At 46.6% G+C, this 25,748-nt stretch carries 26 protein-coding genes, 1 riboswitch and 1 other annotated feature; of the genes, 8 read left to right on the forward strand and 18 right to left on the reverse strand.

The window, feature by feature from the left end; genetic code table 11:
* Positions 1-141 precede the first annotated feature (141 nt).
* From MHI30_RS16095 to MHI30_RS16105, 3 genes are read right to left on the reverse strand one after another with little or no spacing between them, the layout of a single operon-like run.
* Complete coding sequence (locus tag MHI30_RS16095; protein ID WP_075751891.1) at positions 142-906, reverse strand: NAD(P)-dependent oxidoreductase; 765 nt, start codon at positions 904-906, stop codon at positions 142-144.
* Between the two features lie 18 nt (positions 907-924).
* Positions 925-1,812, reverse strand: coding sequence for a dienelactone hydrolase family protein (locus tag MHI30_RS16100; RefSeq protein WP_075751890.1), 888 nt, complete (start codon positions 1,810-1,812; stop codon positions 925-927).
* A 31-nt stretch (positions 1,813-1,843) separates the two neighbouring features.
* Positions 1,844-3,094 (reverse strand): amino acid permease, encoded by a 1,251-nt coding sequence (locus tag MHI30_RS16105; RefSeq protein ID WP_075751889.1) that lies wholly within the window; start codon positions 3,092-3,094, stop codon positions 1,844-1,846.
* A 127-nt stretch (positions 3,095-3,221) separates the two neighbouring features.
* Between MHI30_RS16105 and MHI30_RS16110 the strand changes: the two genes are divergently transcribed.
* Positions 3,222-4,115, forward strand: coding sequence for a LysR family transcriptional regulator (locus MHI30_RS16110; RefSeq protein WP_020452651.1), 894 nt, complete (start codon positions 3,222-3,224; stop codon positions 4,113-4,115).
* Between the two features lie 5 nt (positions 4,116-4,120).
* Here MHI30_RS16110 and MHI30_RS16115 read toward each other — a convergent pair whose 3' ends face one another.
* From MHI30_RS16115 to MHI30_RS16135, 5 genes are all read right to left on the reverse strand, one after another.
* On the reverse strand, positions 4,121-4,525 hold the full coding sequence (locus tag MHI30_RS16115; protein WP_075751888.1) for a VOC family protein: 405 nt from the start codon (positions 4,523-4,525) through the stop codon (positions 4,121-4,123).
* 364 nt (positions 4,526-4,889) lie between these two features.
* Positions 4,890-7,304, reverse strand: a complete 2,415-nt coding sequence (gene leuS, locus MHI30_RS16120; protein ID WP_075751887.1) for a leucine--tRNA ligase — start codon at positions 7,302-7,304, stop codon at positions 4,890-4,892.
* Positions 7,305-7,416: 112 nt separating this feature from the next.
* Positions 7,417-7,623 (reverse strand) — a binding site (T-box leader).
* 102 nt (positions 7,624-7,725) lie between these two features.
* Positions 7,726-8,055, reverse strand: coding sequence for a DUF4257 domain-containing protein (locus MHI30_RS16125; RefSeq protein WP_142238592.1), 330 nt, complete (start codon positions 8,053-8,055; stop codon positions 7,726-7,728).
* Positions 8,056-8,275: 220 nt separating this feature from the next.
* Positions 8,276-9,457 carry an MFS transporter gene (locus MHI30_RS16130; RefSeq protein WP_026579040.1) on the reverse strand — a complete coding sequence of 394 codons (1,182 nt, stop codon included), beginning with the start codon at positions 9,455-9,457 and terminating at the stop codon, positions 8,276-8,278.
* A gap of 120 nt (positions 9,458-9,577) precedes the next feature.
* Complete coding sequence (locus MHI30_RS16135; protein WP_075751885.1) at positions 9,578-10,402, reverse strand: MetQ/NlpA family ABC transporter substrate-binding protein; 825 nt, start codon at positions 10,400-10,402, stop codon at positions 9,578-9,580.
* 56 nt (positions 10,403-10,458) lie between these two features.
* A riboswitch (SAM riboswitch) is annotated at positions 10,459-10,566 on the reverse strand.
* Positions 10,567-10,696: 130 nt separating this feature from the next.
* Here MHI30_RS16135 and MHI30_RS16140 point away from each other — a divergent pair.
* A complete protein-coding gene (locus MHI30_RS16140) occupies positions 10,697-11,377 on the forward strand; it encodes a hypothetical protein (protein ID WP_075751884.1) in 681 nt (226 codons plus the stop codon).
* A gap of 27 nt (positions 11,378-11,404) precedes the next feature.
* Here MHI30_RS16140 and MHI30_RS16145 read toward each other — a convergent pair whose 3' ends face one another.
* From MHI30_RS16145 to MHI30_RS16175, 7 genes are all read right to left on the reverse strand, one after another.
* The gene (locus MHI30_RS16145; protein ID WP_075751883.1) at positions 11,405-12,736 is read right to left on the reverse strand and encodes an FtsX-like permease family protein; all 1,332 of its coding nucleotides are present in this window, start codon (positions 12,734-12,736) and stop codon (positions 11,405-11,407) included.
* Positions 12,726-13,424, reverse strand: coding sequence for an ABC transporter ATP-binding protein (locus MHI30_RS16150; protein WP_075751882.1), 699 nt, complete (start codon positions 13,422-13,424; stop codon positions 12,726-12,728). Before MHI30_RS16150 ends, MHI30_RS16145 begins: the two co-directional genes overlap by 11 nt.
* Positions 13,425-13,449: 25 nt before the next feature.
* The gene (locus MHI30_RS16155) at positions 13,450-14,427 is read right to left on the reverse strand and encodes an ABC transporter permease (RefSeq protein WP_020452659.1); all 978 of its coding nucleotides are present in this window, start codon (positions 14,425-14,427) and stop codon (positions 13,450-13,452) included.
* Complete coding sequence (locus MHI30_RS16160) at positions 14,421-15,299, reverse strand: ABC transporter ATP-binding protein (protein WP_075751881.1); 879 nt, start codon at positions 15,297-15,299, stop codon at positions 14,421-14,423. Before MHI30_RS16160 ends, MHI30_RS16155 begins: the two co-directional genes overlap by 7 nt.
* Entirely contained in the window at positions 15,292-15,684 is a 393-nt protein-coding gene (locus tag MHI30_RS16165; protein WP_075751880.1) for a GntR family transcriptional regulator, read from the reverse strand. The genes MHI30_RS16160 and MHI30_RS16165 overlap by 8 nt, the downstream gene beginning before the upstream one ends.
* Positions 15,685-15,725: 41 nt before the next feature.
* Positions 15,726-15,854 carry a hypothetical protein gene (locus MHI30_RS16170; RefSeq protein ID WP_256164402.1) on the reverse strand — a complete coding sequence of 43 codons (129 nt, stop codon included), beginning with the start codon at positions 15,852-15,854 and terminating at the stop codon, positions 15,726-15,728.
* Between the two features lie 125 nt (positions 15,855-15,979).
* Positions 15,980-16,252 (reverse strand): YtzC family protein, encoded by a 273-nt coding sequence (locus MHI30_RS16175; protein WP_003184568.1) that lies wholly within the window; start codon positions 16,250-16,252, stop codon positions 15,980-15,982.
* A 153-nt stretch (positions 16,253-16,405) separates the two neighbouring features.
* Here MHI30_RS16175 and MHI30_RS16180 point away from each other — a divergent pair, with 153 nt between their 5' ends.
* The 3 genes from MHI30_RS16180 (at position 16,406) to gltP (ending at position 19,371) form a co-directional block, all read left to right on the forward strand.
* Positions 16,406-17,374: a TIGR01212 family radical SAM protein gene (locus MHI30_RS16180; protein ID WP_075751879.1), complete on the forward strand. Its 969-nt coding sequence runs from the start codon at positions 16,406-16,408 to the stop codon at positions 17,372-17,374.
* Positions 17,371-17,955, forward strand: coding sequence for a class I SAM-dependent methyltransferase (locus tag MHI30_RS16185; RefSeq protein WP_075751878.1), 585 nt, complete (start codon positions 17,371-17,373; stop codon positions 17,953-17,955). Before MHI30_RS16180 ends, MHI30_RS16185 begins: the two co-directional genes overlap by 4 nt.
* A 165-nt stretch (positions 17,956-18,120) precedes the next feature.
* Positions 18,121-19,371 carry a glutamate-aspartate/proton symporter GltP gene (gltP, locus tag MHI30_RS16190; protein WP_075751877.1) on the forward strand — a complete coding sequence of 417 codons (1,251 nt, stop codon included), beginning with the start codon at positions 18,121-18,123 and terminating at the stop codon, positions 19,369-19,371.
* 40 nt (positions 19,372-19,411) lie between these two features.
* Here gltP and MHI30_RS16195 read toward each other — a convergent pair whose 3' ends face one another.
* Positions 19,412-20,491: a tetraprenyl-beta-curcumene synthase family protein gene (locus MHI30_RS16195; protein WP_075751876.1), complete on the reverse strand. Its 1,080-nt coding sequence runs from the start codon at positions 20,489-20,491 to the stop codon at positions 19,412-19,414.
* Positions 20,492-20,505: 14 nt separating this feature from the next.
* Entirely contained in the window at positions 20,506-21,285 is a 780-nt protein-coding gene (locus MHI30_RS16200) for an alpha/beta hydrolase (protein ID WP_075751875.1), read from the reverse strand.
* Positions 21,286-21,328: 43 nt separating this feature from the next.
* Here MHI30_RS16200 and MHI30_RS16205 point away from each other — a divergent pair, with 43 nt between their 5' ends.
* From MHI30_RS16205 to MHI30_RS16215, 3 genes are all read left to right on the forward strand, one after another.
* Positions 21,329-21,847, forward strand: coding sequence for a gamma carbonic anhydrase family protein (locus MHI30_RS16205; RefSeq protein ID WP_075751874.1), 519 nt, complete (start codon positions 21,329-21,331; stop codon positions 21,845-21,847).
* A gap of 174 nt (positions 21,848-22,021) precedes the next feature.
* Positions 22,022-22,546, forward strand: a complete 525-nt coding sequence (locus tag MHI30_RS16210) for a phosphatase PAP2 family protein (protein WP_075751873.1) — start codon at positions 22,022-22,024, stop codon at positions 22,544-22,546.
* A gap of 58 nt (positions 22,547-22,604) precedes the next feature.
* Complete coding sequence (locus tag MHI30_RS16215) at positions 22,605-23,741, forward strand: glycosyltransferase family 1 protein (protein WP_075751872.1); 1,137 nt, start codon at positions 22,605-22,607, stop codon at positions 23,739-23,741.
* 41 nt (positions 23,742-23,782) lie between these two features.
* Here the strand turns inward: MHI30_RS16215 and asnB are convergent, their stop codons facing one another.
* Positions 23,783-25,681, reverse strand: coding sequence for an asparagine synthase (glutamine-hydrolyzing) (asnB, locus tag MHI30_RS16220; protein WP_075751871.1), 1,899 nt, complete (start codon positions 25,679-25,681; stop codon positions 23,783-23,785).
* Positions 25,682-25,748: the final 67 nt, after the last annotated feature.

Genomic DNA, 25,748 nt, shown 5'->3' on the forward strand with positions numbered 1-25,748 from the left:
TTCCCCCTCCTTGTAAGCGCTGTCAAAATATTACGATATCGTGTCTAAAATGTAGCAAACAGAAAGGAGAGCGTCTATAATCATTTTTTAAGCAGGATCAGAAAAGCGGAGAAAAAGATCATCACCTTAGAAGATGATACGTCAGTCTTCATCAAGGATGTCTGAGGCGCTTACTTTCGGCTTGAACCCCAGTTCCCGAATGGCGGAATCGATCGACCACGGCCGCCCCTTATTGTCGCTGACAGCATAATATGTACCATATGTTTTGCCGGATTCGATTGCGGCTTTAAAAATCCCGATAAGGTCGGGGTGGGATAACAGCGTTTTTTTGCTCCTCGGTTTTGCGCGCAGCGTTTCTTGCTCATTTTCAGCGGCTGTCCCGATCCGCAGATTGATCACGGAAACCTTGGCGTCTAATTGGTGCGAGAAAAGGTAGCCGAGATTTTCGGACGCCAATTTTAGCAAGCCGTACAAGCTTTTCGACTGCGGGTAGTCATCAGTGTTGATCTGCCTCCCCAGCAGAGAATCTCCGTCCTTTTCATACACATCTGTCACATGGTTGCTGCTTGCAAAAACCACCTTCGGCACCCCGAGCTCCGCCGCCGCCCGCAAAATCGTATATGTCGCTTTAAAAAAGATATCCGTCATTTTCTCAAACTCCTGCCGGTCAAGCAAATCACCCGACGGCTTTACAGCTAAAAGGTTGATCACCGCATCCGTATTCAGAGGAATGTTTTTCACGACTTCATTGTAATCTGCCGCATCCACCCGGACAAAGCGGACAGCCGGCTTTTCATCCGGTTCTTTTAAATCCAGCACTGTCACCTCGTATCCTTCGCCTGCCAATCCGCATGCTAATACGCGGCCGACCGTGCCGTTCCCTCCGATGATCGTCACCTTTTTCACAGTGATTCACCTCCTGTTTTACAGCCATGTTTTTAAGAAACCGATCGCTTTATGCCTCATTCCGGCTGTCTCGAAGTGCCCTGAATGAGAGCGAAACACTTCATAGCGTTCACCGGCGCCTTTTTCTTTATACACATCGGACAGCTTTTCTTCAATGAGGTCAATCCCTTGAACTGGCGTTAGTTTATCTGCGGTTCCGACCAGGCTTAAATGAGGCCTTGGAGCGATCAGGCTTTCGATTTGAGCGGTTGAAAAGTGCTTGACCAGCCCTGGAACATACGAATAGAGATTGTGACGGTCCAAATTCTGCGTCTTGATTAATGTTTCGCTGTCCACCTGCGCGCATATATCAACGCATACGCTGACCCGCTCATCCAATGCAGCAGTCCACCAGGCCATCAGACCTCCCATCGACATGCCGAGTGAAGCGATGCGGCTTTCGTCTGTGTCCTCCCGCATGCTCAGGTAATCGATGGCTCTGATGCTGTCGAAGACCATCATTCCCCACATCACCCGCCCTGTCCAAAGCATTTCTTTAAATATCTCACTCTCCGTTTTGCCCCGCCTGTCTCCGAAAGCCCAATGGTCAATCGCAAGCACGGAAAATCCCAAGGCCGTCAATTCCTCGGCGAACGGCGGTGTTTGCAAGTAATCCGCTCCTTCAATCAGCTCCTCCTTTCCCCTTTCGTAACGTCCTCCGTGTGAATGACAGTAAAGCACGGCCGGCCGCTTGCCGTTCATCTGTTTCGGTTTTGCAAAATAGGCCGGCACCGCTTCAATTCCGTTTAACTCAAGCAAAAGCGTTTCGAGAATAAAAGATGACTTTTCTTCAATTTTAAGAGTGCTCACATCAATGCTTTTTTTCCCCGGCAAATCGCCGAGCAGTTTGAAAAGTTGACTGCGCATCGTGTTCCCCTTTCTTTTTCCGTTTGATTGATTAATACGATTTGAAAGGGCGTTTTACCTTTTTCCAGATGATAAGTTGACGGAAGTTCACCACAAACAAGGCGCTGGCAAGCATGATAAACAGTAAGACCCAGGGTGATGAAAACAAAAGAAGCAGCGAGAAGCACCCCATGAGAAAGAGGCAGCCTATTTTGTAAACGCGGCCGGATAGCAGCTTGTAAGCAGCGGCAAGACCGCACAGCGAGTTGCAGATGAAAAAGGCGTTTGCGATCAGGACCAGCGTCTCAACATTAAGAAAGTGAAACATCAGGCAGACGAAAACGACGGTATGGATGAAAAATATAAGCCCCAGCGCTGCCATCGGCTGATTTCCCCTTGATCTGCGGGCAAACAGCCCGCCGGCCTGCGATGCCACCAGCCTGGCTGCTCCGCCTGTCACCTGAAAATAAGCGCACATGCAGAGGACAGCAGTGAGGACTGCGATCACAGGCAATGCAAAAGATCCGAACAACGGCGTCAGCATCATCGCCAGCTTCAATTGTCCGTTTGCGAAGAATCCCGGATCAATCCACTGAACAGCTGCCGCAGTCGCCAAATATATGACCGTTACCGTCAGGCTGCTGATCACGACGGCCCGGGGAATCGTTTTCCCGCGGTTTTTCACTTCCATGCTGTAGTTGCCGACGATTTCCCATCCGACCAATGCCCAGAACAACAGCAGCAATCCGCGTCCAAAATCAGCAAACTGAAATGTTCCGTCTACGAGCGGCCCCTCACGGAAGTAAGGCACGGAAGCCGCGCTGCTTCCAAACAGGATAAGAGCCGCGGCAGTAGAGAAAATGAGTGCAACCATGCCGACAAATGAAAGATTAAAGCAAAGAACTACCATACAAAAGATAAAAAAAATGAAGCCGTACAGTTCAGCAGGAAATGCCGTGCCGGCCGCAAGAGAATGAATATATTCGCCGGCCGTCATTAATACGGCGGCGGGACCGAAGCTCGCAGCCATGATAAAATAAAAGACTGCCAACTTTTTAACACGGGAACCGAACGCTTTTTCAGCCGCATAAGCAATCCCGGCATCATTCGGATACTCGACGCTCAATCTGGCAAAAATCCAGGCAAATAAAAAACCGATTCCCAACATCAACAGCCATGCAAAAATCGCATAGTCCCCCGCTGTCTGATGAATCATTGGCGGCAGCAGAATGATTCCGGATCCTAAAATGGGCCCCGTCATCAGCCCGCTTAATAATAAAGGGCCAAGCTTTTTTTCTCTCATACTGATACAATCCTTTCGCAAAGTCATTTAAAATGATTGTAATCTTGTTCAATTCATCAGTAAAATAGATATTATCGATCTGTAACTTCGAATTTTTCGATATAAGATAAAAAAGGGGGATGACGAGATGGAGATCCGACATTTGAAAACATTCAAAACCATCGTGGATATCGGCGGTTTTACCCGTGCTGCCGATTATTTGGGATATGCGCAGTCCACTGTGACTTCGCATGTTCAAGCAATCGAACAAGAATTAAGAAAGCCGCTGTTCTACAGGCTGGGGAAAAAAATGATGCTGACGGAAGCGGGAAAACACCTTCTCCCTTATGCCGCAGAAATGGTCGAACTGTATGAAAAAGCGAGGCACATTCCGGAAAACGACCAGGAGCCGTCGGGAAACTTGATCATCGGCGCCTCGGAATCTTTAACGGTTTACAGATTGCCTGCCATTCTTCACGAATTTACTAACAAATATCCGCAGGTCACGGTCACATTAAAGTCTTCCACGTGCTGGCAGCTGAGAGACGAATTGAAGCAGGGAAAAATCGATGTCGCTTTTCTTTTGGACAACGATCGGAAAGAAAACGACCTTCATGTTGAAAAGCTGGTCAATGAGCCGATGGTGTTCATCTTTCCCAAGGAACACCCGGCAGGACAAAAAGCCCTTGATGATTTGACTTTTACCGCAAATGAAACGTTTTTATATACGGAGCACGGCTGCAGCTACCGTGATTTTTTTGAGGAGTATTTACGTCAAAGGGGAGTCATTGCCGACCATACGATGGAGTTTTGGAGTGTCGAAGCGATTAAACAGTGCGTGATGTGCGGTTTGGGCGTATCCCTTCTTCCTTTGATCACAACGCGCACTGATATCGAAGAAGGAAAGCTTCAGGGCACGCTGGTCCGCGACGCCCTGTTTTCCACTCAAATGGCTTATCATAAAAACAAATGGCTTTCTCCAGCAATGGCGGCTTTTACAGATATCGTCCGCACGAAAGCAAGAGACTGGGCACAGGCATAACGTCCCTATATGCCTTCGGTATTCATCAGCACGATCCGCCAGCCGTCCGGATCTTCCACTGTTGCCCCTTTGTCCTTCCAATACGGATTTTCAGGCGGCACTTCGTGATAGCCCATGTCAGCGAGCCTTTTTAAAATGCTCTTGATTTCCTTCTGATTAGGAATATAAAAGACGAACAGATTGTCTTTAGTCGGTGCCGGACAAGGGCTGCCTCCGATATGGGAGGTGAATTCAAGGTGATATTGGACATTCGGCAGGCCGAACATGACGCCATTATACCCTTGATGTCCGGAAAAACCGCCAAGCTTTTTCAGTCCCAGCCCCTTTTCGTAAAACGAAACGATTTCGTCAAAACGGTCTGTAGGCCGGGCGATTCTGACCTGTGCGGCAGAAAAATCGGAAAAACGCATCAAAATCATCTCCTTTTTTCCCATTTTAAGCGGTCATGGATCATTTGAAACGAAGCGAACGGCTGAAATATTTTCATCCTTTCGGCGGAATGACAGGGCTTTCAGATTATTAACAAAATCCCAAAACGGCTTTTAGTTTTGGGATTTTGTCATCCTTTGTCCCGCAATCCTTGCAGTCTAGGAAGGCCGAGCATCGGAGCGGTCTTCCACAGGATGTGGTGACGGCGGTTTTCAGGCAGGCACCCGGGCGGTTTGCCGCCTGATCTTTCTCCTATTCGTGAGCACCGGCTTAGCAGGCCTGTCAACGAATGCGCGGGTTTGTCGGCAAGCTGAAAAGCCCCTTCGGGTTGAAGGGGCTTCTCTATTAATTTGCGACAATATTTACAAGCTTTCCAGGTACAGCGATCACTTTTCTGATCGTTTTTCCTTCGAGCTGTTCTTTTACTTTTTCATTATTTTTCGCCAGCTCTTCAAGCTGTTCTTTGTCGGCGTCGGCTGGAACGTTCAGCTTTGCTTTCACCTTTCCGTTCAGCTGAACGACGATTTCGACTTCGTCATCAACGAGCTTTGCTTCATCATAGACAGGCCATGCTTCATACGTGATCGTTTCCTCATGTCCAAGTCGGCTCCACAGCTCTTCAGCCAAGTGAGGCGCGACAGGAGACAGCAATTTCACGAAGCCTTCCATGTATTCTTTCGGAAGCTGATCAGCTTTATATGCTTCATTGATGAAGACCATCAGCTGAGAAATACCTGTATTGAAACGCAGACCTTCGAAATGGTCTGTCACTTTCATGACCGTTTCATGGTAGACGCGCTCAAGCGTTTCGCCAGCTCCTTCAACGATCTTCTCGTTTAACCCGCCTTTGTCATCGATGAACAGACGCCATACGCGGTCAAGGAAGCGGCGGGCGCCGTCAAGTCCTGTCGTTGACCAGGCGATCGATGCATCCAAAGGCCCCATGAACATTTCGTACAGCCGGAGCGTGTCCGCGCCATGCGTCTCCACTATTTCGTCCGGATTGACGACATTGCCTTTCGATTTGCTCATTTTTTCGTTGTTTTCACCAAGAATCATTCCTTGGTTATAAAGCTGTTTGAACGGCTCTTTCGTCGGAACGACCCCGATGTCATAAAGGAATTTATGCCAGAAGCGCGCATACAATAAGTGAAGAACCGCGTGTTCCGCCCCTCCGATATACATATCGACAGGAAGCCATTCCTTTAATTTTTCAGGGGAAGCCAGTTCGTTCGGGTTTTTCGGATCGATGTAGCGCAGGAAGTACCAGCAGCTTCCCGCCCATTGCGGCATCGTATTCGTTTCGCGTCTTCCCTTTTTGCCTGTTTCAGGATCTGTCACTTCCACCCATTCTTTAATGTTCGCAAGAGGGGACTCACCCGTTCCGCTCGGTTTGATTTCCGACGTTTTCGGCAAGATCAGCGGCAGCTCTTCTTCAGGAACCGGAGTCGATGTGCCGTCTTCCCAATGGATGACCGGGATCGGCTCGCCCCAGTAGCGCTGACGGCTGAACAGCCAATCGCGGAGGCGGTATGTTACCTTTTTCTCGCCCTTCCCGTTTTCCTCAAGCCACTGGATCATTTTTTCGATCGCAGCCGCTTTATCAAGGCCGTTCAGAAAGTCTGAATGGATGTGTTCGCCGTCGCCTGTATATGCTTCTTTCTCAACATCTCCGCCTTTGACGACTTCTTTGATCGGCAGCCCGAATGCTGATGCGAATTCATGGTCCCGCTCATCATGGGCAGGAACCGCCATGACCGCTCCGGTTCCGTATGTAGCCAAGACATAGTCCGCGATCCAGACCGGAATTTTTTCCCCGTTTGCCGGATTGACCGCATAAGCACCTGTGAAGACGCCTGTTTTTGTTTTGGCAAGGTCTGTCCGCTCCAAGTCGCTCTTTGATTGAACTTCTTCGATATATGCGTCGACCGCGTCTTTCTGTTCAGGCGTCGTGATTTTTTGAACCAGATCGTGCTCCGGAGCCAAAACGGCATATGTCGCACCGAATAATGTGTCAGGCCGCGTTGTGAAAACCGTAAACGTTTCGTCTGTGCCGTCGACCGCAAAATGAACATGCGCCCCTTCGGAACGGCCGATCCAGTTGCGCTGCATCTCTTTAATGCTTTCCGGCCAGTCGAGTTCTTCCAGATCTTCAAGCAGGCGGTCGGCATAAGCGGTAATCTTCAGCATCCACTGCTTCATTGGACGGCGTTCTACAGGATGGCCGCCGCGTTCGCTTTTGCCGTCGATGACTTCTTCATTGGCAAGAACGGTTCCAAGCGCAGGACACCAGTTTACAGGGACTTCATCTACATAAGCGAGACCTTTTTCGTAAAGCTTTAAGAAAATCCACTGCGTCCATTTATAGTAGTCCGGATCTGTTGTATTGACTTCTCTGTCCCAGTCATACGAAAAGCCGAGCGCTCTGATCTGGCGGCGGAAGTTGGCAATGTTCTGCTCGGTAAAGACGGCAGGATCGTTTCCCGTATCCAGCGCATATTGTTCCGCAGGAAGCCCGAATGCATCCCAGCCCATCGGATGGAGGACATTGTACCCTTGCATCCGTTTCATGCGGGACAAAATGTCGGTCGCCGTATAGCCTTCAGGGTGTCCGACGTGAAGGCCTGCGCCTGACGGATACGGAAACATGTCCAATGCATAAAATTTCGGTTTCGATTTATCTTCACGCGTGGCAAACGTTTTATTTTTCAGCCAATAGTCCTGCCACTTTTTCTCGATTGTTTGATGGTCAAAACTCAATTGTAAAAACCTCCTTTGAATATGAGTACGGCTTCTTTGTCTTCAAGTATGGACGGGACTGGCAGCGTTATATTCAGATTATTCTAAAATCAAAAAAACTCTCCCATCCCTAAGAAGGGACGAGAGATTTCCCGCGGTACCACCCTTGTTAGTGTGCATGCGGCACACTCACTTGATATCTGTAACGCAGATACGCGGCAGCAGCTCATCACTGCTGCAACTCTGAGGCGAGTTCGGAAGCTCATTTGATTGACTTTCACCATCCGTCAACTCTCTGAAACAAATTAGGCTTCTTACTGCTCCTCTTCACTGTTCTTGCCGTAACCGTAATCTTATCTGTATTTTATAGAATTCTGTTCATAAGTGCAAGCAGGTTTGTATACAATGGGAATGTGCTGAAAAAAGGGTAAGAGTGAGGATCTTAATCGTGTGGAGATTTGTTTTGCCGTTCGGAGTTCTGTACATTTGCCTGCTGTTCTCTGACAAAGTCAAAGCTTCTCAATACAGCTTCACCGCCGTAGCCGGCAATGATCGACAACACGACAAGCTGAATTCCAGAATCAGGTTCCGCAGATAAAACAAGCAAAATAGAAGCAACCATTCCGACAAGAATATCTTCAAAAAATCCAAGGTAAATGAATCGTTTCGTTGTTCTCGGTTTCTCGAGGCGTCCTCTTTTTTTAATGTGCCCGAGAACCCCCATAATCCCTCCAATCAAACAAGCAACCAAAACTTGATGCAGCATCTTCATCACCTTCCTAAAGCCCTTAGTTTAGTCAAGCGACTTCAGGCCATCGAGCAGCCCCCCTAGACCCCTTGCGATGATATTCGATACTACCATACAGAAAATGTGTTCTGTCTGAGAAGAAAAAAAGCTTGTTTCTTCCATTATATGTGAAGATTTGGTTGATAATCTTGATTCCTTCGATTCATTTTCGTATAATTACAATTACCTATTTTTTCTATATCACTTATGCATCTGATTGTGCGGAGAGCTGCTTTTCCTTCCTGTCGTATAAAAACGCCGTTCCTATTGCGAACAGCAGCAATACGAGCAGAACCGCGAGCAAAAGCTGCATATTGAAATAATCAACCAGCATTCCTCCAAAAAGCGGCCCGATCATTCTTCCGCCGGTCGCCATACTGTTGACAAACCCTTGATAAAATCCTTCTTTTCCCCTCGGAGCGAGACGGTTTGCGATTGTCGGCACAGCCGGCCATACAAGCATTTCGCCAATGGTCAGCACAACCATCGCGGCAAGAAACGCCGGAAACCGTTCAGCGCCAAACAAAATTCCGTATGCCATCATAAAAATGACAAATCCGATCACGATTTGGTTTTTCAGCGATTCGGCAAACCGTTTCACAAAAAAACCGATCAGCGGCTGACCGAAAACAATAAGCGCACCGTTCACTGTCCAAAGCACGCTGTACTGCCCAAGAGATATCCCCAGCTCCTGGGTGTGTGAAGCGATGGTCGAGGACCATTGCGAATAAGCGACCCAGCCGAGCAGGTAGCCCGTACATATAACCAAAAGCGCGGAAAATCTCGATTTCCCGCTGACTGAATCAGCATGATCCAAAACAGAAGACTGCATGGCTTTTTCAGAGCGGATGCGTCTAAATCCGAAAATCGCAATCATGAAAAAAACGGCATACAGCATCGCATTCGCCAGAAAAACATACGTAAATGAAAAAGACGCGACAATTCCGCCGAGCGCTGAACCAACTGCCACCCCTGCATTTTGCGCCACGTATACAGCATTGAACGGCTTTCTGCCGCCTTCCGGCCAAACCGAGCCGGCCATTGCATAGCATGCCGGAAACACAATCCCTGATCCAAAACCGGCCAAAGTTAAGAAAAGAATGTATTGGAACCAATCGTGAAAAAAGACGAGGCCTGAAAGGCTCGCAAATGTGATCACAATTCCAAGAACGACCGTTTTAAATCCGCCGATTTTATCGAATAGATATCCTCCGAACAAGTTGCCCAGCACATTTGCCCCTGAGTTCAGCATCAGCACAAATCCGGCCGCTGTCAGCGACTTTCCCAAATGCTGATGGATATAGATTGTATTCAGCGGCCATAAAAAAGATGCCCCTGTGACATTGATAAACATTCCGATGACCAATAGCCATAATGTGCGCGGCATAGCGTTTCCTTCTTTCTCTTTAGCATTCCCTCTAGATTCTATTCGTTTTGCCCATTTTTTTCAATTGACACGATTTCGATTTTCAACATAAAAAACCCCCTTTTTAAAGGGGGAATTTTTTTATGATTGCGTCATCCATTTCGGCTTTCCGAAGCCGGCGAATTCCCGATCGATCGCATCTTCGAAAGCTTTGGATTTTACCGCTTCTTTGAGATCTTTGGCGAATGGCTTGTCTTTGTTTTTTTCATCCACTACCACTTGATTGCGGTAGCGGTCAGGCATGTTCTCAAGCGCCAGCGCGTCCTGCAGCTTCATATTGGCGGAGAGAGCGAAATTGCCCGGGACAGCCGCGATATCCAGGTCATCGACAGCTCTTGGAAGATTGGCGGATTCAAGCTGTTTAAATGTCAGCTTTTTCGGATTTTCTGCAATATCCTGCACAGATGCTTTCAATGTGTCGACATCGCTTTTCAGCCGAATCAGCCCCTGATCCTGAAGCGTTAAAAATGCCCTGGCGGCATTGGCCGGATCGTTTGGCACAGCCACTTCCGCCCCGTTTTTGACATCGTTCAAGTCGTTATATTTGGCAGAATAGAGACCCATCGGAGCGGTCGGCACAGAAATGAGCGCCGCAAGATGTTTATTGTTTTCTTGATTGTATGATTTCATAAAAACCTCATGCTGAAACAAATTGGCGTCGAGTTCGCCTTCGCTTAATGCCGTGTTCGGCTGTACATAGTCGGTGAATTCGACAACTTCAACTTTGTAGCCTTTTTTCTCAAGTTCAGGCTGAATCGCTTTTTTGACCATATCGTAATACGGTCCTGCAGTAGCGCCTATTTTGATCGTTTTGCCGTCGCTTTCGGCATTGTTTCCGCATGCGGCCAGAAGCGCCAAGCTTAGGACCAGTACCAGCGCAGAAGTCCATTTTAATAACTTGTTCATGTATATCTCCTCCTCCAAAATAAAAAAAACTCTTTCAGCGCCTGAAAGAGTTGTTCAACTTATCTTTCAGAATGCGCCTGACATTCTGCTGGATTTAGCACCTTGCTCTGCTGCAGGTTGCTGAGATTTCGCCGGGCCAGTCCCTCCATCTCTCTTTATAAGCTCCATATTCGGTTTTTAAATGATTTCTCTATTTTACGTTTGAATATTTAGATTTGCAAGAAGTTTTTTGGCATAAACATTTTTTTCTTTTTAAGCTAAAATATAGTTATCAAACACGAAAGGAGACGAATCATGGAATCTATCATGCTGATCGGGTTTTTATCCTTCATTTTTTCCATCTGCTATCTTGCCTTTCATTTTATCAAAAGGATCTTTTCTCCAGGCAAAAGGTTTTCCAGAAAACTCTTTTATCCTTGTTTTGCAGGCGGACTTCTCCTCCTGATCATCTCTCTTCCTTATTACGATGAAGAAACATATGCCGTCGATGAGACAAAAACAGAGGACCTGACAACCGAGCTTCAAGAACTGAAAACTGAACACAGCGCTGTGCAAAAGGAGCAAACCGCATTAAAGCAGCAGCTCAATCAAGCAAACGAAAAACTGAAGGCAGTCAAAACGGAGAATGACACATTAAAAAAAGAAAATGAAAAACTGACAAAAGAAAAAGACTCGCTTACGAAAAAAACAAAATCGCTGTCAGAAAAACTGGCCAAGGCTGAAGAAAAAAGCGGCAGTGCCGAAGCCACTGTAAAAGAAAAGAACGCCACCGCTCAGGCCGGAACGTCACACAGCGCGCCCGCCGCTAAGAAAAGCAGCGGTGAAAGCAAACAGGAGTGCAAAATCAAAGGAAGCGTCAACCATATTTATCATACACCGGGAAGTACATATTATGACCGCACGAAAAACGTCGCTCGCTGGTTCTGCACAGAACAGGAGGCGCGTGATGCGGGGTACAGACCTCCGAAACGTTAAAAAAGCCGGCATACCGCCGGCTTTTTTTTACAGCTCTCTTCTTAATGCTGTCAGCACGTTCGTTCTTGTCGCTTTAATGGCCGGATTCAAGCCGGAAAGAATGGCGACACCTGCACTGATCAAGGTCGCGATGAGGACAAGACTGACCGGAATGTACGAGAAGGTGATGCTGAGCTCTGCCGCACTCGCTTCTCCTTCTGAAACCGATGATAAAATCACCGGTATAATCATGTTTACTAAAAAGCTGACGCCATATGAAATGATAATACCTAAAACAGATCCTAAGATACCGATATAGGCGCTTTCCAACAGGAACATTTTCCGGATCACGTTCGGGCTTGCCCCGATCGCTTTCATAATGCCGATCTCCTGCGTCCGCTCTGTAACCGCCATAGTCATCGTGTTGAAAATGCCGATCGCTGAAATCAAGACGGCAATGACTCCGACGAAGATCAGACCGATTTTAAAAGCCATGAAAAAAAGATTGATGCTATCGAGTTTTTTCGTTATTGAATCGACGTAGTAGCCTTTATCCTCCAAATCTGTTGTCAGCTGTCCGACATGTTCAAAGTTATCCGCGTAAACCGAGAGCGTTTTTTCGATCGTGCCGTTGTCTTTGTCCGCCTTCAGAAAACCGGTGATGTCTTTTTGCATGTCGTTGCTGACATAGACTGTTGAATCGCTTGCCCATTCATAAGAAGGTTTTTTCGTCACTCCGACAACTTTCAGATCATATGTTTTCGCTTTCCCTTCTTCTCCTGTTTTTTCATCCATTTTTGAGATCTTTAATTCAATTGTTTTGCCGAGAATATCTTCTGCGTATCCTTTTGGTTCTTTTACTTCCTCAGCATTATTTTCCATCTGCTTTTCATAATCTTGGGCTTCTTTTTTCGTCCAGAGATTCTTTCCGAAATGGTAGCCGACGACGATTTCATTCGGTGTTTTCGCTACGCGGCCGCGATCGAGTTTGATATTGGCTTTTTGCTCGGCGGCCATGTCGGTAATTGAGACATACTGAATTTGATTGTTTGTCCTGTTGCCCAACTTTGCTTCAGCAGGTGCGAAAACCTTCGTGCGCTCGATAATCGCGGACACATCTTTGCGATTTTCAAACTCTTTCAAGTCTTTCTTTTGAACTTTCTGATCGCTTTGCCCTTCTTTTCCGACAACATTTATCTCAGTCACGATCTGCTCTTTCATCAGCTGTTCAGTCATCGATTTTTGCAGGCCGAATCCGACGGATGCGAGCACGATTAAAAACGCGCAGGCCACCGTTGTTGCGAGAATGGTCATGAATACACGCAGGCGGTTTTTCTTCATATTTCTTCTAATGAACTTCAACTGATCCTTAAACTTCAACAGTCTCTTCCCCTTTCTCTAACACGCCGTCAGATAGATGAAATTTCGTATTGGCGATCGATGCCACTTCGTCATCGTGCGTGATGATCACAAATGTAATGCCGCGCTCCCTGTTCAGCTGCCGAATGAATTCCAGGATTTCCTGCTCTGTTTCGGAATCGAGGCTTCCGGTCGGTTCATCGGCTAAAATGATTGACGGATTCAAAATCAAAGCGCGGGCGATGCTGACGCGCTGCTGCTGTCCGCCTGAAAGCTCATTCGGATAGTGGCCGGCGTGGTTTTCAAGGCCGACGCGGTGAAGCATCTCATTGACGCGTTGCTTCCGCTCAGACGGATGAACACCTTTTAAAGTCAGAGGCAGCTCGATATTTTCGAAAGTCGTCAGGCTCGGAATCAGCTGAAAACTTTGAAAGATGAAGCCGAAATGTTCAAGCCTGAATGCCGCCCATTCTTTTTCGCCGTAATTCGTGACATCCGTGCCGTCAATGACGATCTTACCTTCTGTCGGGGCGATATAGCCGGAAATCAAGTTCAACAGCGTCGATTTTCCGGAACCGCTCCGTCCGACAATGCAGGCGATTTCGCCTTTTTCGACGGTAAGCGAGACATCCTTTAACACTTTAATTTCATTTTCCCTCCCCTTTTTGCCGACTTTAAACGAGTGGTGAATATGCTCTACACTGATCATTTGTAAATCTCCTCTCCATTATGGGTTACAGCTGTTTTATTTTTTTAAAAATCAAGAAGTAACTGATTAAAAACCCGACTGCCGAACCGATCAACATACCGAAGATATAGCTGGACAGGCTTGAGCCAGAGGCTGTCCCGAATCCCCCGATGCCGAATAAAATCACGAGAATTTGGATCGGCCGGTCCATTTTTCCCCAAAGGAAAAAATGTCCGTTCCGTTCAATCTGCTGTCTGATAAAGCAGAAGTAGCCGATCATATAAAACAAAATCCCCATGGCGAGCGGAATAAGCGTAAAGGCCAGGCTGCCGTATTGAATGCCGAAATGGTTGAGGTACATGATCGGCGTTATATAATCCAATAGTTCTGTTTCACCATAAAAGAAAGCAGAGTGACCTCCAAAGAAACTCCGGATGATTCGAAGGTTGGCCAACGGAAGCCCGATCAGCAAATACGGCAGGATCGACGTTGAAAATGCAACGACCAGCTGGGCCAGCGGATTGCCGGTCATCGCGCCCGCCGCCATGACAAGCGAGTAGACCATAAAGCAGAAAATGACCGACCCGATAAAATACTCATGAAAATGAATGACATCAACCTTATACAAAATAATCAAAGCGTAAGATAATAAGTAAGATAATAGCTGAGCTGTTAAAAGAATTGAAAGGCCGAAGACATATTTCGTATTGAAAATGATGCCGCGCCTATAAGGGAGGCCGAGTGTGAAATCAAGCGTTCCTCTGCTACGTTCAAACCCGATCTGGCTGAGTGCAAGCGCGACTCCTCCAACCCAGAACATTCTCATAGCCCCGCCTATCTCATAATCTTTATATAAAACGCACTCCATATCGGGAAATTTTTTCAGTTCTGCAAGGCATCCTTGGTACTGGAAATAATCATTCAAAAGCGTAAGCGGTTCACTCAGCATCACCGCTGCAAACACAACTAAAAAAATCCAGAAATGCTGTTTCCACTCTTTATATAAAAGTCCGCGGTCTACCATCTTCGCTTACCTCCATACTTCGCGATGAATACTTCCTCAAGACTGACCGGAAGCTCGTTCCAAACTTTCGGAGACAAACTTTTAAGAAATTGTTTGCTCACATCATCTTCTTTCGGAATCAACACCGTATAAAAGACGCCGGTGTGATCCAAAACAGGGATTTCCCTTTCTCTGATTTTCAAATTGACATCTTCTTCAAATGCCATTTGGATTTTAATAAAATCGCCTTTCAGCTCGTCAAGATCCATAATGTTCGACAATGTATTGTCTTCGAGAAAACCGATTCGGTTGCACATTCTTTCAATATCCTCAAGCCTGTGGGATGTGATGAGAATCGTCGTGTTGTTTTCAGCCACTTCATCGACCATCAGCTGGAGAACGTCTTGTCTTGTGACGGCATCAATGCCGTCTGTCGGCTCATCAAGCAGGATGACCGCCGGCCGGATCGCAAACGACAAGATCAGCGACATTTGCTTTTTCAATCCTGTAGACAATTCCCTGTACTTTTTTGTTTCGGGAATATCGTAACGGTTCATTAATTCATTTGCGTATGTAACATCAAAGTCAGGATAAATGTTACGTAAAATATTGACGAGCTGTTTGTAATTGTATTTTTCGAAATATGTGTTTTGAACGGGCATATAGACGATGTTGCGCTTGACGAGCGGATGGTCCTTCACCTTGACGCTGCCGAAGTAGATGTCTCCCTCATCAGGCAGCAGGATTTGCTGAATCAGGCGGAGAAGCGTCGTTTTCCCTGAGCCGTTTCTTCCGAGCAGCCCGAAAATTTCTCCTTCCTCCAGCTTAAAGGAGATGTTTTTGAGTATTTGTTTTCCCTCAATCGTTTTTGACACAGATTTGAGCTCAATCATTCACTTCGCCTCCTCTCACTTCTTCGTCGATTTCCGCCATCCACTGCTGCAGCTTTTTAGTGTCGATCCCAGCGTAATGCGCATCGATGATCAGCTGCTTTAACTGCTCTTTAATCATCGCAATCTTCCCTTCATCAAGCGTAACTTTCGCGTTTTCAGAAATATACGTTCCTCTTCCCCTCAACGTTTCAATAATTCCTTCCCGTTCAAGTTCTTTATAGGCTTTGCTGACAGTGTTCGGGTTCGCAATGATAATAGTTGCAAGCTCTCTGACAGAAGGAAGTTTATCTCCAGGCTTGATTATCCCTTTTAAGCAAAGCTCTTTCATCTGCTGGATGATCTGCTCATAGATCGGAGTTGAGCTTCTCGGATCGATTTGAATCATCTATCTCCCTTCTTTCTCGTTCAATCTCAGGTCATTCACTTTTAAAAAAACACGTATCCCAAATTTTCTTGAATTATAAAGCCCAGCTTCGCAAGTACAAACAAGAACGAACAGGCAATGATAAACGCCACGACAACCATTGGCGTTACTTTCTTATGTTTATCACTCATGAGTATTGCTCCTTTACATGTGTGTGTTAATTGTATTACTCGATATAGTACACCTAATACATTAAATACATCGTCCTCTTTTGTCAATCGCTTTTTTCAAAAAAATGAACCCTTTCAAAAAGGGTTCATCTTTCATACGATCTCTGCAGAATCATATTGTTTTGAAGGGTTTGCAGCTGAAGCCTTTTGCGGTGAATTTCCTCCCTTTGCTGCTCATTGGCAAACAGCGAAAGCTTGTTTAATTCGTTGACCGCGTTTTCAAGCATCAGCTGCGCATCGCTGTACTCTGTCTCATTGTAATGCTCCTGCCTGCTTGCAGTTTCAAATTGAGATAAAGCATAATCATAAGCATCTTCGCTTCTTTGGATGTGCTCTCCGACGGATTGTCTTGTAGCCAAAGAAAACCCCTCCTTAATGGAAAAATCCATCGTGATTAGTTTGACCATCACAGCCCTGATCATTGAAGAAAATAATTGGGAATCGGTTTGTTCTTATCATGTTTATTTGCTACAATTTTAGGATGCCGTGATACTAAAAGGAGGTCCTTTTGTTTGCATCAGAACAACCCTTTTCCATATACGAACAGTGAAAAACGTTATCATACATGGAATTATCATTTAAGAAATCATTTCGGTCATAAAGTGTTTAAAGTCGCCCTTGACGGAGGCTTTGACTGCCCGAACCGCGACGGCACGGTCGCACACGGCGGATGCACATTTTGCAGCGCCGCAGGGAGCGGAGACTTTGCGGGAAACCGAGCCGACGATCTGCTGACCCAATTTAATGAAGTGCGCGACAGAATGCATGAAAAATGGAAAGACGGCAAATACATGGCGTACTTTCAAGCATTTACGAACACGCACGCTCCTGTCAGCGTTCTTCGCGAAAAATACGAAACGGTCCTCGGCCTCGACGGCGTAGTCGGCCTTTCTATCGCAACCCGGCCGGACTGTCTTCCTGACGATGTTGTCGAATATCTTGCAGAGCTTAATGAACGCACATACCTCTGGGTGGAACTCGGCCTTCAGACCGTTCATGAACGGACGGCTGATTTGATCAACCGCGCCCATGATTTCGACTGCTATGTGGAAGGCGTGAACAAACTGAGGAAGCACGGCATCCGCGTCTGCTCCCACATCATTAACGGGCTGCCTCTCGAAGACCGCGGCATGATGATGGAAACCGCAAAAGCGGTCGCCGACTTGGATGTGCAGGGGATTAAAATCCATCTGCTCCACCTGTTAAAGGGAACGCCAATGGTGAAGCAGTATGAAAAAGGCAAATTAACATTCCTTTCTCAAGATGATTATGTCCAGCTTGTTTGCGATCAACTTGAAATTCTTCCGCCGGAAATGATCATTCACCGGATTACGGGTGACGGACCGATCGAATTGATGGTCGGACCGATGTGGAGCGTCAATAAATGGGAAGTCTTAAACGCCATCAATGGAGAACTGGAAAGGCGCGGCAGCTATCAGGGGAAATGGTTCAACAAAGAGAAAGAAGGCATGGCCACATGAAGCTCAAGAAGATCCTCCCGTATGCGAAAGAACTGCTGAAAACAGCCGCAGGCGAAGGAGACATCGTCATTGATGCGACAATGGGGAACGGACATGATACGTATTTTTTAGCAGAACTTGTCGGTGAAAGCGGGCATGTCTATGCCTTTGATATTCAAGAAACAGCTCTTATGAATACTGCCGCAAGACTTGGAAACGAGTACAAAGACCGGGTGACATTGATTCAAAAAAGCCATGATGAGCTCATCACTTCGCTTCCTGACGACGTCGCAGGCAAGGTGGCAGCAGCCGTGTTTAACCTCGGGTATCTTCCGGGAGGCGACAAATCGGTGACGACAAAAAGCGATTCAACCATCGCCAGCATCAAGCAGCTTCTCAAAATCCTGAAAAATGAGGGGCTGATCGTTCTGGTCGTCTACCATGGCCATCCCGAAGGAAAGCGGGAAAAGGATGCCCTGCTCGAATTTTGCACATCGCTCGACCAGGATACCGCCCGCGTCCTCTGTTACCAATATTTAAACCAGCGAAACGATCCGCCTTTTATCATTGCGATCGAAAAGAAAATAGCGGCCCAAAAATGATATCTTGAAGATCCTCCATTAGGAGGATTTTTTTATCCAAACATAATGTAAGCGATATCAAAATAAAATATAAGAAATTTTTCGCAATTTTCTAAAAAGAAAAGGTGTTTCACTCTTTGTCACGAAATTATTGAAAACTCATGTAAAATACGGAGGGATTTCGCTTTGAAAAAATTTATCGCTTATCAAATTTTGATCGCACTCGCCATTGGAGCAGTGATCGGACACTTTTTCCCTGATTTCGGAATGGCGCTGCGCCCCGTCGGAGACGGATTTATCCGCTTGATCAAAATGATCGTCGTTCCAATCGTTTTTTCTACAATTGTCATCGGAGCGGCCGGAAGCGGGAGCATGAAAAAAATGGGCAGCCTCGGCATCAAGACGATTATTTGGTTTGAAGTGATTACGACGTTCGTGCTAGGACTCGGGCTGCTTTTGGCTAATGTGTTAAAGCCCGGCGTCGGCCTTGACCTTTCCCATTTGGCCAAAAAGGATATCGACGAACTCTCGGGCTACACGGAAAAAGTGGTCGATATTAAACAAATGATCCTCGATATCATTCCTACCAACATCGTTGACGTCATGGCCAGAAATGATTTGCTCGCCGTGATCTTCTTTGCGATATTGTTCGGCGTTGCAGCTGCCGGGATCGGCAAAGCCTCAGAACCTGTCATGAAATTTTTTGAGTCTGTTGCCAATATCATGTTCAAGCTGACGCAGATGGTGATGGTCACAGCCCCTATCGGCGTGCTTGCTCTTATGGCCGCATCCGTCGGGCAATACGGCATCGAGCTCCTGCTTCCTATGTTAAAATTAGTCAGCACTGTTTTTCTCGGACTGTTTCTCGTTCTTTTTGTTTTATTTCCGATCGTCGGTCTTATTTTTAAAATTAAATACTTCGAAGTCCTGAAAATGATTTGGGATTTGTTTCTGATCGCGTTCTCCACGACGAGCACAGAAACAGTCTTGCCGCAGCTGATGGACCGCATGGAGAAATACGGCTGCCCAAAACGGGTCGTTTCCTTTGTGGTTCCTTCAGGCTTATCTCTAAATTGTGACGGCTCCAGCCTATATTTATCGGTCGCCTGTATCTTTTTGGCGCAGGCTTTCAATATAGACATGAGCATTTCACAGCAATTGCTCATGATGCTCGTGCTAGTGATGACAAGCAAAGGGATCGCCGCCGTGCCATCTGGTTCGCTCGTCGTCCTTCTGGCTACCGCCAACGCAGTCGGCCTTCCCGCTGAAGGAGTCGCGATTATCGCGGGAGTGGACCGCGTGATGGACATGGCGCGAACAGGCGTGAACGTGCCGGGTCATGCTGTCGCCTGCATCGTTGTTTCAAAATGGGAAAAAAGCTTCCGGTATAATAAGCGTTTTGTACTTGAAAAACAATACCGGACGGAAAGCTTGTAAACGGCAAAAGCTCAAGCCGATGAACGGTTTGAGCTTTTCTTTACGAGCTTTTCATCCACGGCATTTTTTGAATTTTGCGGTATGCCCTGCCGTTGATATAGAAGAAGTAGGAAGTTTTTCCGCTCGCTTTAATGAGGCGCTTCGCCAGCCGGCCGATTTCCTTTTGACCCGCGACCTTATCGTCTGATAAATAAACCCCCAGAAGACCTCTGTTGATCAAACGGTGAAAGTTTTCGTGCGGAATCCCGCGCAGATGTTCATCCGCCATTTCGATGAAATATTCGAGCCTATCCATCATATCTGAATGCGATGGGTAATACGTGCAGAAATTCAAATCTCCGCCAATTAAGTCTTCCTCCTGGTCAATTAAATAATCGAGCAGGATATGCAGTCCCTGTATGTACGGAAAATAGCTGTCGCGGATCTTTCCGGCCATCGATTCAGTAAAATCGGGACGGACGGAATACGATACGAGGCAGAAGATGCCGAGCGTTGAACCCGCACAGGCTGAAAACTCGTACCATTCCATTTTCGGCAAGGCCGATTTATATTTCTCAAACCAAGCTTCGAGCCGGGGAACGCGCTCATGCTCCACGACGTGTTTATGAACTTGCAGATCGCAATAGTAGCTGCAAAGCTCAAGCAGATGCTGCTTGATCAGATCATAGTTCTCAATTTCCGCAAGCACGCCTTGGCACGTTTTCACCAAGTCGTGCAAATAGCCCTGATCATCCTGGTCTTCCCTGAACTGGTAATAGTTCTTTAATTCAGCCCCGACGGTCAGCGCGTCTTTCATCGACTGATGAAGCATGGAAAAATCATCCGGGTCAAGCGAGGTGCTCCGGTCGCATAGATTGTCGAGATAGTCACTTATCGTCTGATACGCCGTAATAAACCGGATCGACTTGTCGATTTTGTCGCCTGAAAGGAGGGCCATAATGCCGCCGCCTTCACAGTGAAAGGTTTTATCCCTGATGCTGGCTTTCGCCTGCGTTTTCAGCTCGGGATTTTGAATCGTTTCAGCTTTTCGTTTCCACTTGTCCAATTCCTGATGAACAAGAGGAAAAACCTCTCTGTATACTTTAGCCATTAATCCAAAAGGATGCTCCGGTACTGCCAAAGAATGCACCTCCATTATGTCATATACTGTTCCGCAAACGCTCTGGCCGCTTTAAAAACGTCTTCCCGCTCAGGCTCATTAAAAATTTCGTGGTATAAGCCCTCCCATTCCCTGTACGTCTTATTGTAAGAAGCAAGCTCGTTAAACCACTTGACGACCATTTTTTTGTCAACAAGCCAGTCTGTGCCCGCCTGCATGACAAAGAGCGGGATGTTGAGAAAGGCGTCCGTCGGCTCCATCGCGCTTTTCAACGCTTTTAACATTTCTTGATACCATCTGACAGAAACTTTTGTGATATATAATGAATCGTTGATGTCCATTTCGATGACTTCTTTGTTTCTCGTCGCTTTATCAGGCGTGATCCCGGATTCAAACCGCATGGACGGAGCCAAAACGTTGAGCCCTTTGGAAAGCCAGTCCAAAAATTTGTTCGGCTTTAATTGCAGCCCGAGACAAGGGGATGATAAAATGAGACCGGCAATGCCGCTTTGCTGCTGCTTAAACCACTCGATCGCGATCAGGCCGCCCATGCTGTGCCCGAGCATAAATACAGGCAGTTCAAATGCTTTCGCCCTGGCGACCCATTTGTCTACTTCATCAATATATTCTTGAAACGAGCGTATATGTCCTCTTTCTCTTGTCGAAGTTCCCTGTCCGGGCAAATCCCCCATCACGACATTAAACCCGGATGAACGCCACATTTCGGACAGCCATTTATACCGCCCGTGATGCTCACATGCACCGTGAATGATGACGATTGAAGCAACAGGTCTTTCCGCTTCGATGCACCACATGCTGACCACCTCACACAATTTTATAAATGAAAGGATGAAACCTATGATCTACCCTTATAAAAAAACGGAACCCGTTATTCATGAAACGGCGTTTATCGCCGACAACGCGGTCATCACCGGAGATGTAACAATCGGAGAGCAATCAAGCATCTGGTTCTCTTCGGTTATCCGCGGCGATGTCGCCCCGGTCAGGATCGGAAAAGGCGTGAACATTCAAGACCTTTCCTGCCTGCACCAAAGCCCTGAGCGCCCTCTCGTGATTGAAGACGGTGTGACGGTAGGCCATCAGGTTACACTGCACAGCTCCGTGATACGAAAGCATGCCCTTATCGGAATGGGGTCGGTTCTTCTTGATGAAGCGGAAGTCGGGGAAGGCGCTTTTATCGGGGCAGGCAGTCTTGTCCCGCCTGGCAAAAAGATCCCGGCCGGGCACCTCGCCTTCGGCAGGCCCGCTAAAGTCATCCGCCCGTTAACCGACAAAGATAAACAGGAAATGGAAAGAATTCGCAAAGAATATATTGAAAAAGGACAATACTACAAATCCTTGCAAAAAAAAGATTAGCTTTGCTACAACTTTACCATTTTTCCACCGATAATTTAAGCAAAAACCTTTTCGGCCGCACGCGTCTGCGGCTTTTTTCTTTTCCGAAATCTTTACAAATACTTATCATTTGCTAAACATTCATTTTTTACAATAAACATGAAGCAGCCATTCATGTAAAGGGGGTTATGACTTTTGAATAAACTGATGGTCGGCATCTACAACTTTGAATGCCGGATTTTCCTCGGTATGAACAGCTTATTTCATCAAAAAACACTAAACCGTTACTTTCGTTCCTCAACACATTTGGGAGGGGCTTTCTGCACGATTTCCGCCTGCCTGGCTCTCTTGCTGTTCGGATCCGGAAGTGTTCGTACAGCGGGGATCGCCAGCGCCCTTGCGCTTTTGGTCAGCCACCTTCAAGTCATGCTGATCAAAAAGCTGTATCCGAGAAAGCGGCCGTATTTAACGCTAAAGGAAACACAGGTTTTGCAAAATCCGCTCAAGGATCATTCTTTTCCATCCGGCCATACGACCGCGGCATTTTCCGTCATTACACCGCTAATGATATTCTTTCCGATACTCGCGCTTTTATTAATTCCGGTAGGCATCAGTGTGGGACTCTCCAGAATTTATCTCGGTCTTCATTATCCTTCGGATTTTCTGGCAGGCACGGCCCTCGGGATTTCAGTCGGAACTTTGTCGGCGATGGTCTTCTAAGCCGGCCGTTTCTTCCAAAGCGTCACTGATTTTCACATCACCAACAGGAGGGGACACGATGAAAATTGCGATATTTACGGACACTTTTACACCGGATGTGAACGGCTGCGCCAGAACGCTGAAAAGGTATACGGATTATCTTGAAAAAAACGGGATACCCTATAAAGTATTTGCGCCGGAAAGCACGCATGAAACACAATTTTCGAGCCGCATCAGCCGGTTTACGAGCATGCCGTTCTTCTTATACCCCGAGTGCAGAATCGCTCTTCCTAATCTCATCAAAATGAAATCAGAACTCCGCGAATTCCACCCCGATCTCATTCACATTGCGACTCCTTTTAATATCGGCCTGGCGGGGCTCAAGCTTGCGAAGAAATGGAACATCCCCATCGTAGGCTCTTACCATACCGATTTTGACCAGTACCTTTCATATTATGATCTTCAAATGTTTTCCAAACTATTATGGAAATATATGCACTGGTTTCATAAAGATTTTCGAAAAGTTTTCGTCCCTTCGCGCGAAACGTTTATGCAGCTCAAAGCCAAACAATTCAGGAACCTCTCCATCTGGAAGCGCGGCGTGGACTGCTCGCTGTTCAGTCCGGCGTATCAAACCGAACACATCCGCAAGCGATACGGCATAAAGGAAACCTATATCCTCAGCTATGTCGGAAGGCTTGCACCTGAAAAAGACTTGGAGACGCTGCTCAAGATCGCAAATCACCCCGCTTTGAAAGATGACATCCACTGGCTGATCGCCGGAGACGGTCCATTAAAAAAAGAGCTTGAGAAGCAAGCTCCTCTCAACATGACTTTTGCCGGCTATGTCAAAGGAGAAGAGCTGGCAAGCATTTATGCGAGCTCAGATTTCTTCGTCTTTCCTTCTCCGACGGAAACCTTCGGAAATTCCGCGCTTGAAGCGCTCGCCTGCGGGACGCCTGTTATCGGGGCAGATTCCGGCGGCCTGAAAGACTTTATACAAAATGGAAGAAACGGTCTACTTTCCGAACCTGGAAATCCGGATGCATTCACCGAAAATATATTGCGCGTCCTCTCCAACGTGCCGTTAAAAAAACGGATGTCATACGATGCGAGAAGCTATGCCCTTACCCAGTCGTGGGACGTGATTTTTGACAATCTCCTCTCCGAATGTGAACATGTGCTTGCAGATTTATCAGCTGAAAAACCGGCATAAAAAAAGAAGGTTTTCGATTAACGAAAACCTTCTTTTTTGGCTTAAACGATAATGACCTCTTTTGGCTGATGGTTCAGTTCTTCCGGTACAAAGCGCTTTTCAACAAAAATGCTGTGCCAGATCATAAAGATGAGAACCGTCCAGATTTTGCGGCTGTTATCCGCTTTGTTGGCGCAGTGGTCTTCAAGAAGCTGAAGCACGTAATCTTTATGGATATATGCGTCTGTCTCGCTCTCTTTAATGATGTTCACGGCCCAGTCATGCATTTCGTTTTTCAGCCAGTGGCGGATCGGCACAGGGAACCCTAGCTTTTTGCGGTTTAAGACATGATCTGGAACGATGCCTTCCGCCGCTTTTCTAAGCAGATATTTTGTCGTGCCGTTTTTCGTTTTCAGCTCTTCCGGAATTTTGGAAGCCGCTTCAAATACGACTTTGTCCAAAAACGGAACTCGGAGTTCCAGTGAATTGGCCATCGTCATTTTGTCAGCCTTCAGCAAAATGTCACCGCGCAGCCATGTGTGGATATCGACATACTGCATTTTGTTGATTTCGCTGTAGGACTTGCTTTCTTCAAAATATGGCTTTGTCACGTCACAGTAAGAGAGGTTGCTGTCATACTGGCGAAGAAGTTTTGATTTCATGCCTTCTTCAAAAATCTTTGCGTTGCCGATATATCTCTCTTCAAGAGGTGTACAGCCCCTCATTAAAAAGCTTTTCCCTTTCATTCCTTCCGGCATCGCTGAAGCTACGTGCAGAAGCATCTTTTTCAGCGGGGACGGAATTCGCTCAAACGGCTTTAATGAAAGCGGCTCTCGGTAAATATTGTAACCGCCGAACAGCTCATCTGCTCCTTCTCCGGACAAAACAACCGTAACTTGCTTCTTCGCTTCCTTCGCGACAAAATACAAAGGAATCGCAGCAGGGTCTGCCAGCGGATCATCCAGATGCCAGACGATCTTTGGAAGCTCGTTCATATATTCCTCAGGGGAAATGATCGCGCTGAAGTTTTCCACGCCGACCCTTTCAGCGGTTTCTTTCGCAACGTCAACTTCGCTGAAGCCTTCATGTTCAAAGCCGACAGAAAACGTTTTTAAGTTGGGATGGAATTGCTTCGCCACCGACACGATAAAAGAAGAGTCGATGCCTCCGGAAAGGAAGGAACCTACAGGCACATCGCTTCGCATATGGACTTTTACGGAATCAAAGATCGCGTCTCTTACTTCCTGAACAAGCTTGTCTTCTTCGGTCTGAACAGGCTTGAATTGAACTTTCCAGTATGTTTTAAATTGAATATCCTCGCCCGGGCGGACAGTAAACTGATGGCCCGGTTCTACTTTTTGCACCTTTTTGTCAAGCGTCTCAGGCTCCGGTACAAATTGGAATGACGTATACTGCTGAAGCGCTTTTTCATTCAATTCCAAATCGGCATCAACAGCCATCAGGCTCTTTCTTTCTGACGCAAAATAAACATGGCCGTCCGTTTTCGTAAAATAGAGCGGCTTAATGCCGAACGGATCGCGCGCTCCGTATAGGAGCTGTTCTTTTTTATCCCAGATTAAAAAAGCAAACATTCCGCGCAGCTTGGAAGCGGCTTCCTGTTTGTAGTGGCGGTAAGTCGCAAGCAAAACTTCCGTATCTGAATCGGTTTTGAACTCGTATCCTTTTGAAATAAGTTCGTCTTTCAGTTCTATATAGTTATAGATTTCTCCATTAAAAATAATCCAATAGGAATCATCTTCATAAGACAGAGGCTGTCCTCCGTTTTCCACATCGATGATGCTGAGTCTTCTAAATCCGAAGCCTACATGCTCATCATGATAGTACCCATCATCGTCCGGACCGCGGTGTACAATCATTTCATTCATTTGTTTAATCAGTTCTTCCTGGGCTGCTGTCTCGGATGATGGGCGATGATTGAATACCCCTACAAATCCACACATAGTATTGCCTCCGATTTTTTAAATTTCGTGCAGAAATCAAAGTCTGCTTCTTGATTAGACAAGTGTT

Origin of the sequence: Bacillus sp. FSL L8-0528 (assembly GCF_038593085.1) — a bacterium.
In the GTDB taxonomy this organism is placed as follows: domain Bacteria; phylum Bacillota; class Bacilli; order Bacillales; family Bacillaceae; genus Bacillus; species Bacillus paralicheniformis.

Coding starts and splice junctions, on each gene's coding strand:
- MHI30_RS16215 (WP_075751872.1), top strand. CDS start 22,605: ATGAAAATTGCGATATTTACGGACACTTTTACACCGGATGTGAACGGC.
- MHI30_RS16140 (WP_075751884.1), top strand. CDS start 10,697: ATGGAATCTATCATGCTGATCGGGTTTTTATCCTTCATTTTTTCCATC.
- MHI30_RS16205 (WP_075751874.1), top strand. CDS start 21,329: ATGATCTACCCTTATAAAAAAACGGAACCCGTTATTCATGAAACGGCG.
- MHI30_RS16105 (WP_075751889.1), bottom strand. CDS start 3,094: ATGAGAGAAAAAAAGCTTGGCCCTTTATTATTAAGCGGGCTGATGACG.
- MHI30_RS16160 (WP_075751881.1), bottom strand. CDS start 15,299: ATGATTGAGCTCAAATCTGTGTCAAAAACGATTGAGGGAAAACAAATA.
- MHI30_RS16130 (WP_026579040.1), bottom strand. CDS start 9,457: ATGCCGCGCACATTATGGCTATTGGTCATCGGAATGTTTATCAATGTC.
- MHI30_RS16100 (WP_075751890.1), bottom strand. CDS start 1,812: ATGCGCAGTCAACTTTTCAAACTGCTCGGCGATTTGCCGGGGAAAAAA.
- MHI30_RS16200 (WP_075751875.1), bottom strand. CDS start 21,285: ATGTGGTGCATCGAAGCGGAAAGACCTGTTGCTTCAATCGTCATCATT.
- MHI30_RS16150 (WP_075751882.1), bottom strand. CDS start 13,424: ATGATCAGTGTAGAGCATATTCACCACTCGTTTAAAGTCGGCAAAAAG.
- MHI30_RS16165 (WP_075751880.1), bottom strand. CDS start 15,684: ATGATTCAAATCGATCCGAGAAGCTCAACTCCGATCTATGAGCAGATC.
- MHI30_RS16115 (WP_075751888.1), bottom strand. CDS start 4,525: ATGCGTTTTTCCGATTTTTCTGCCGCACAGGTCAGAATCGCCCGGCCT.
- MHI30_RS16110 (WP_020452651.1), top strand. CDS start 3,222: ATGGAGATCCGACATTTGAAAACATTCAAAACCATCGTGGATATCGGC.
- MHI30_RS16185 (WP_075751878.1), top strand. CDS start 17,371: ATGAAGCTCAAGAAGATCCTCCCGTATGCGAAAGAACTGCTGAAAACA.
- MHI30_RS16125 (WP_142238592.1), bottom strand. CDS start 8,055: ATGAAGATGCTGCATCAAGTTTTGGTTGCTTGTTTGATTGGAGGGATT.
- MHI30_RS16170 (WP_256164402.1), bottom strand. CDS start 15,854: ATGAGTGATAAACATAAGAAAGTAACGCCAATGGTTGTCGTGGCGTTT.
- MHI30_RS16155 (WP_020452659.1), bottom strand. CDS start 14,427: ATGGTAGACCGCGGACTTTTATATAAAGAGTGGAAACAGCATTTCTGG.
- asnB (WP_075751871.1), bottom strand. CDS start 25,681: ATGTGTGGATTTGTAGGGGTATTCAATCATCGCCCATCATCCGAGACA.
- MHI30_RS16135 (WP_075751885.1), bottom strand. CDS start 10,402: ATGAACAAGTTATTAAAATGGACTTCTGCGCTGGTACTGGTCCTAAGC.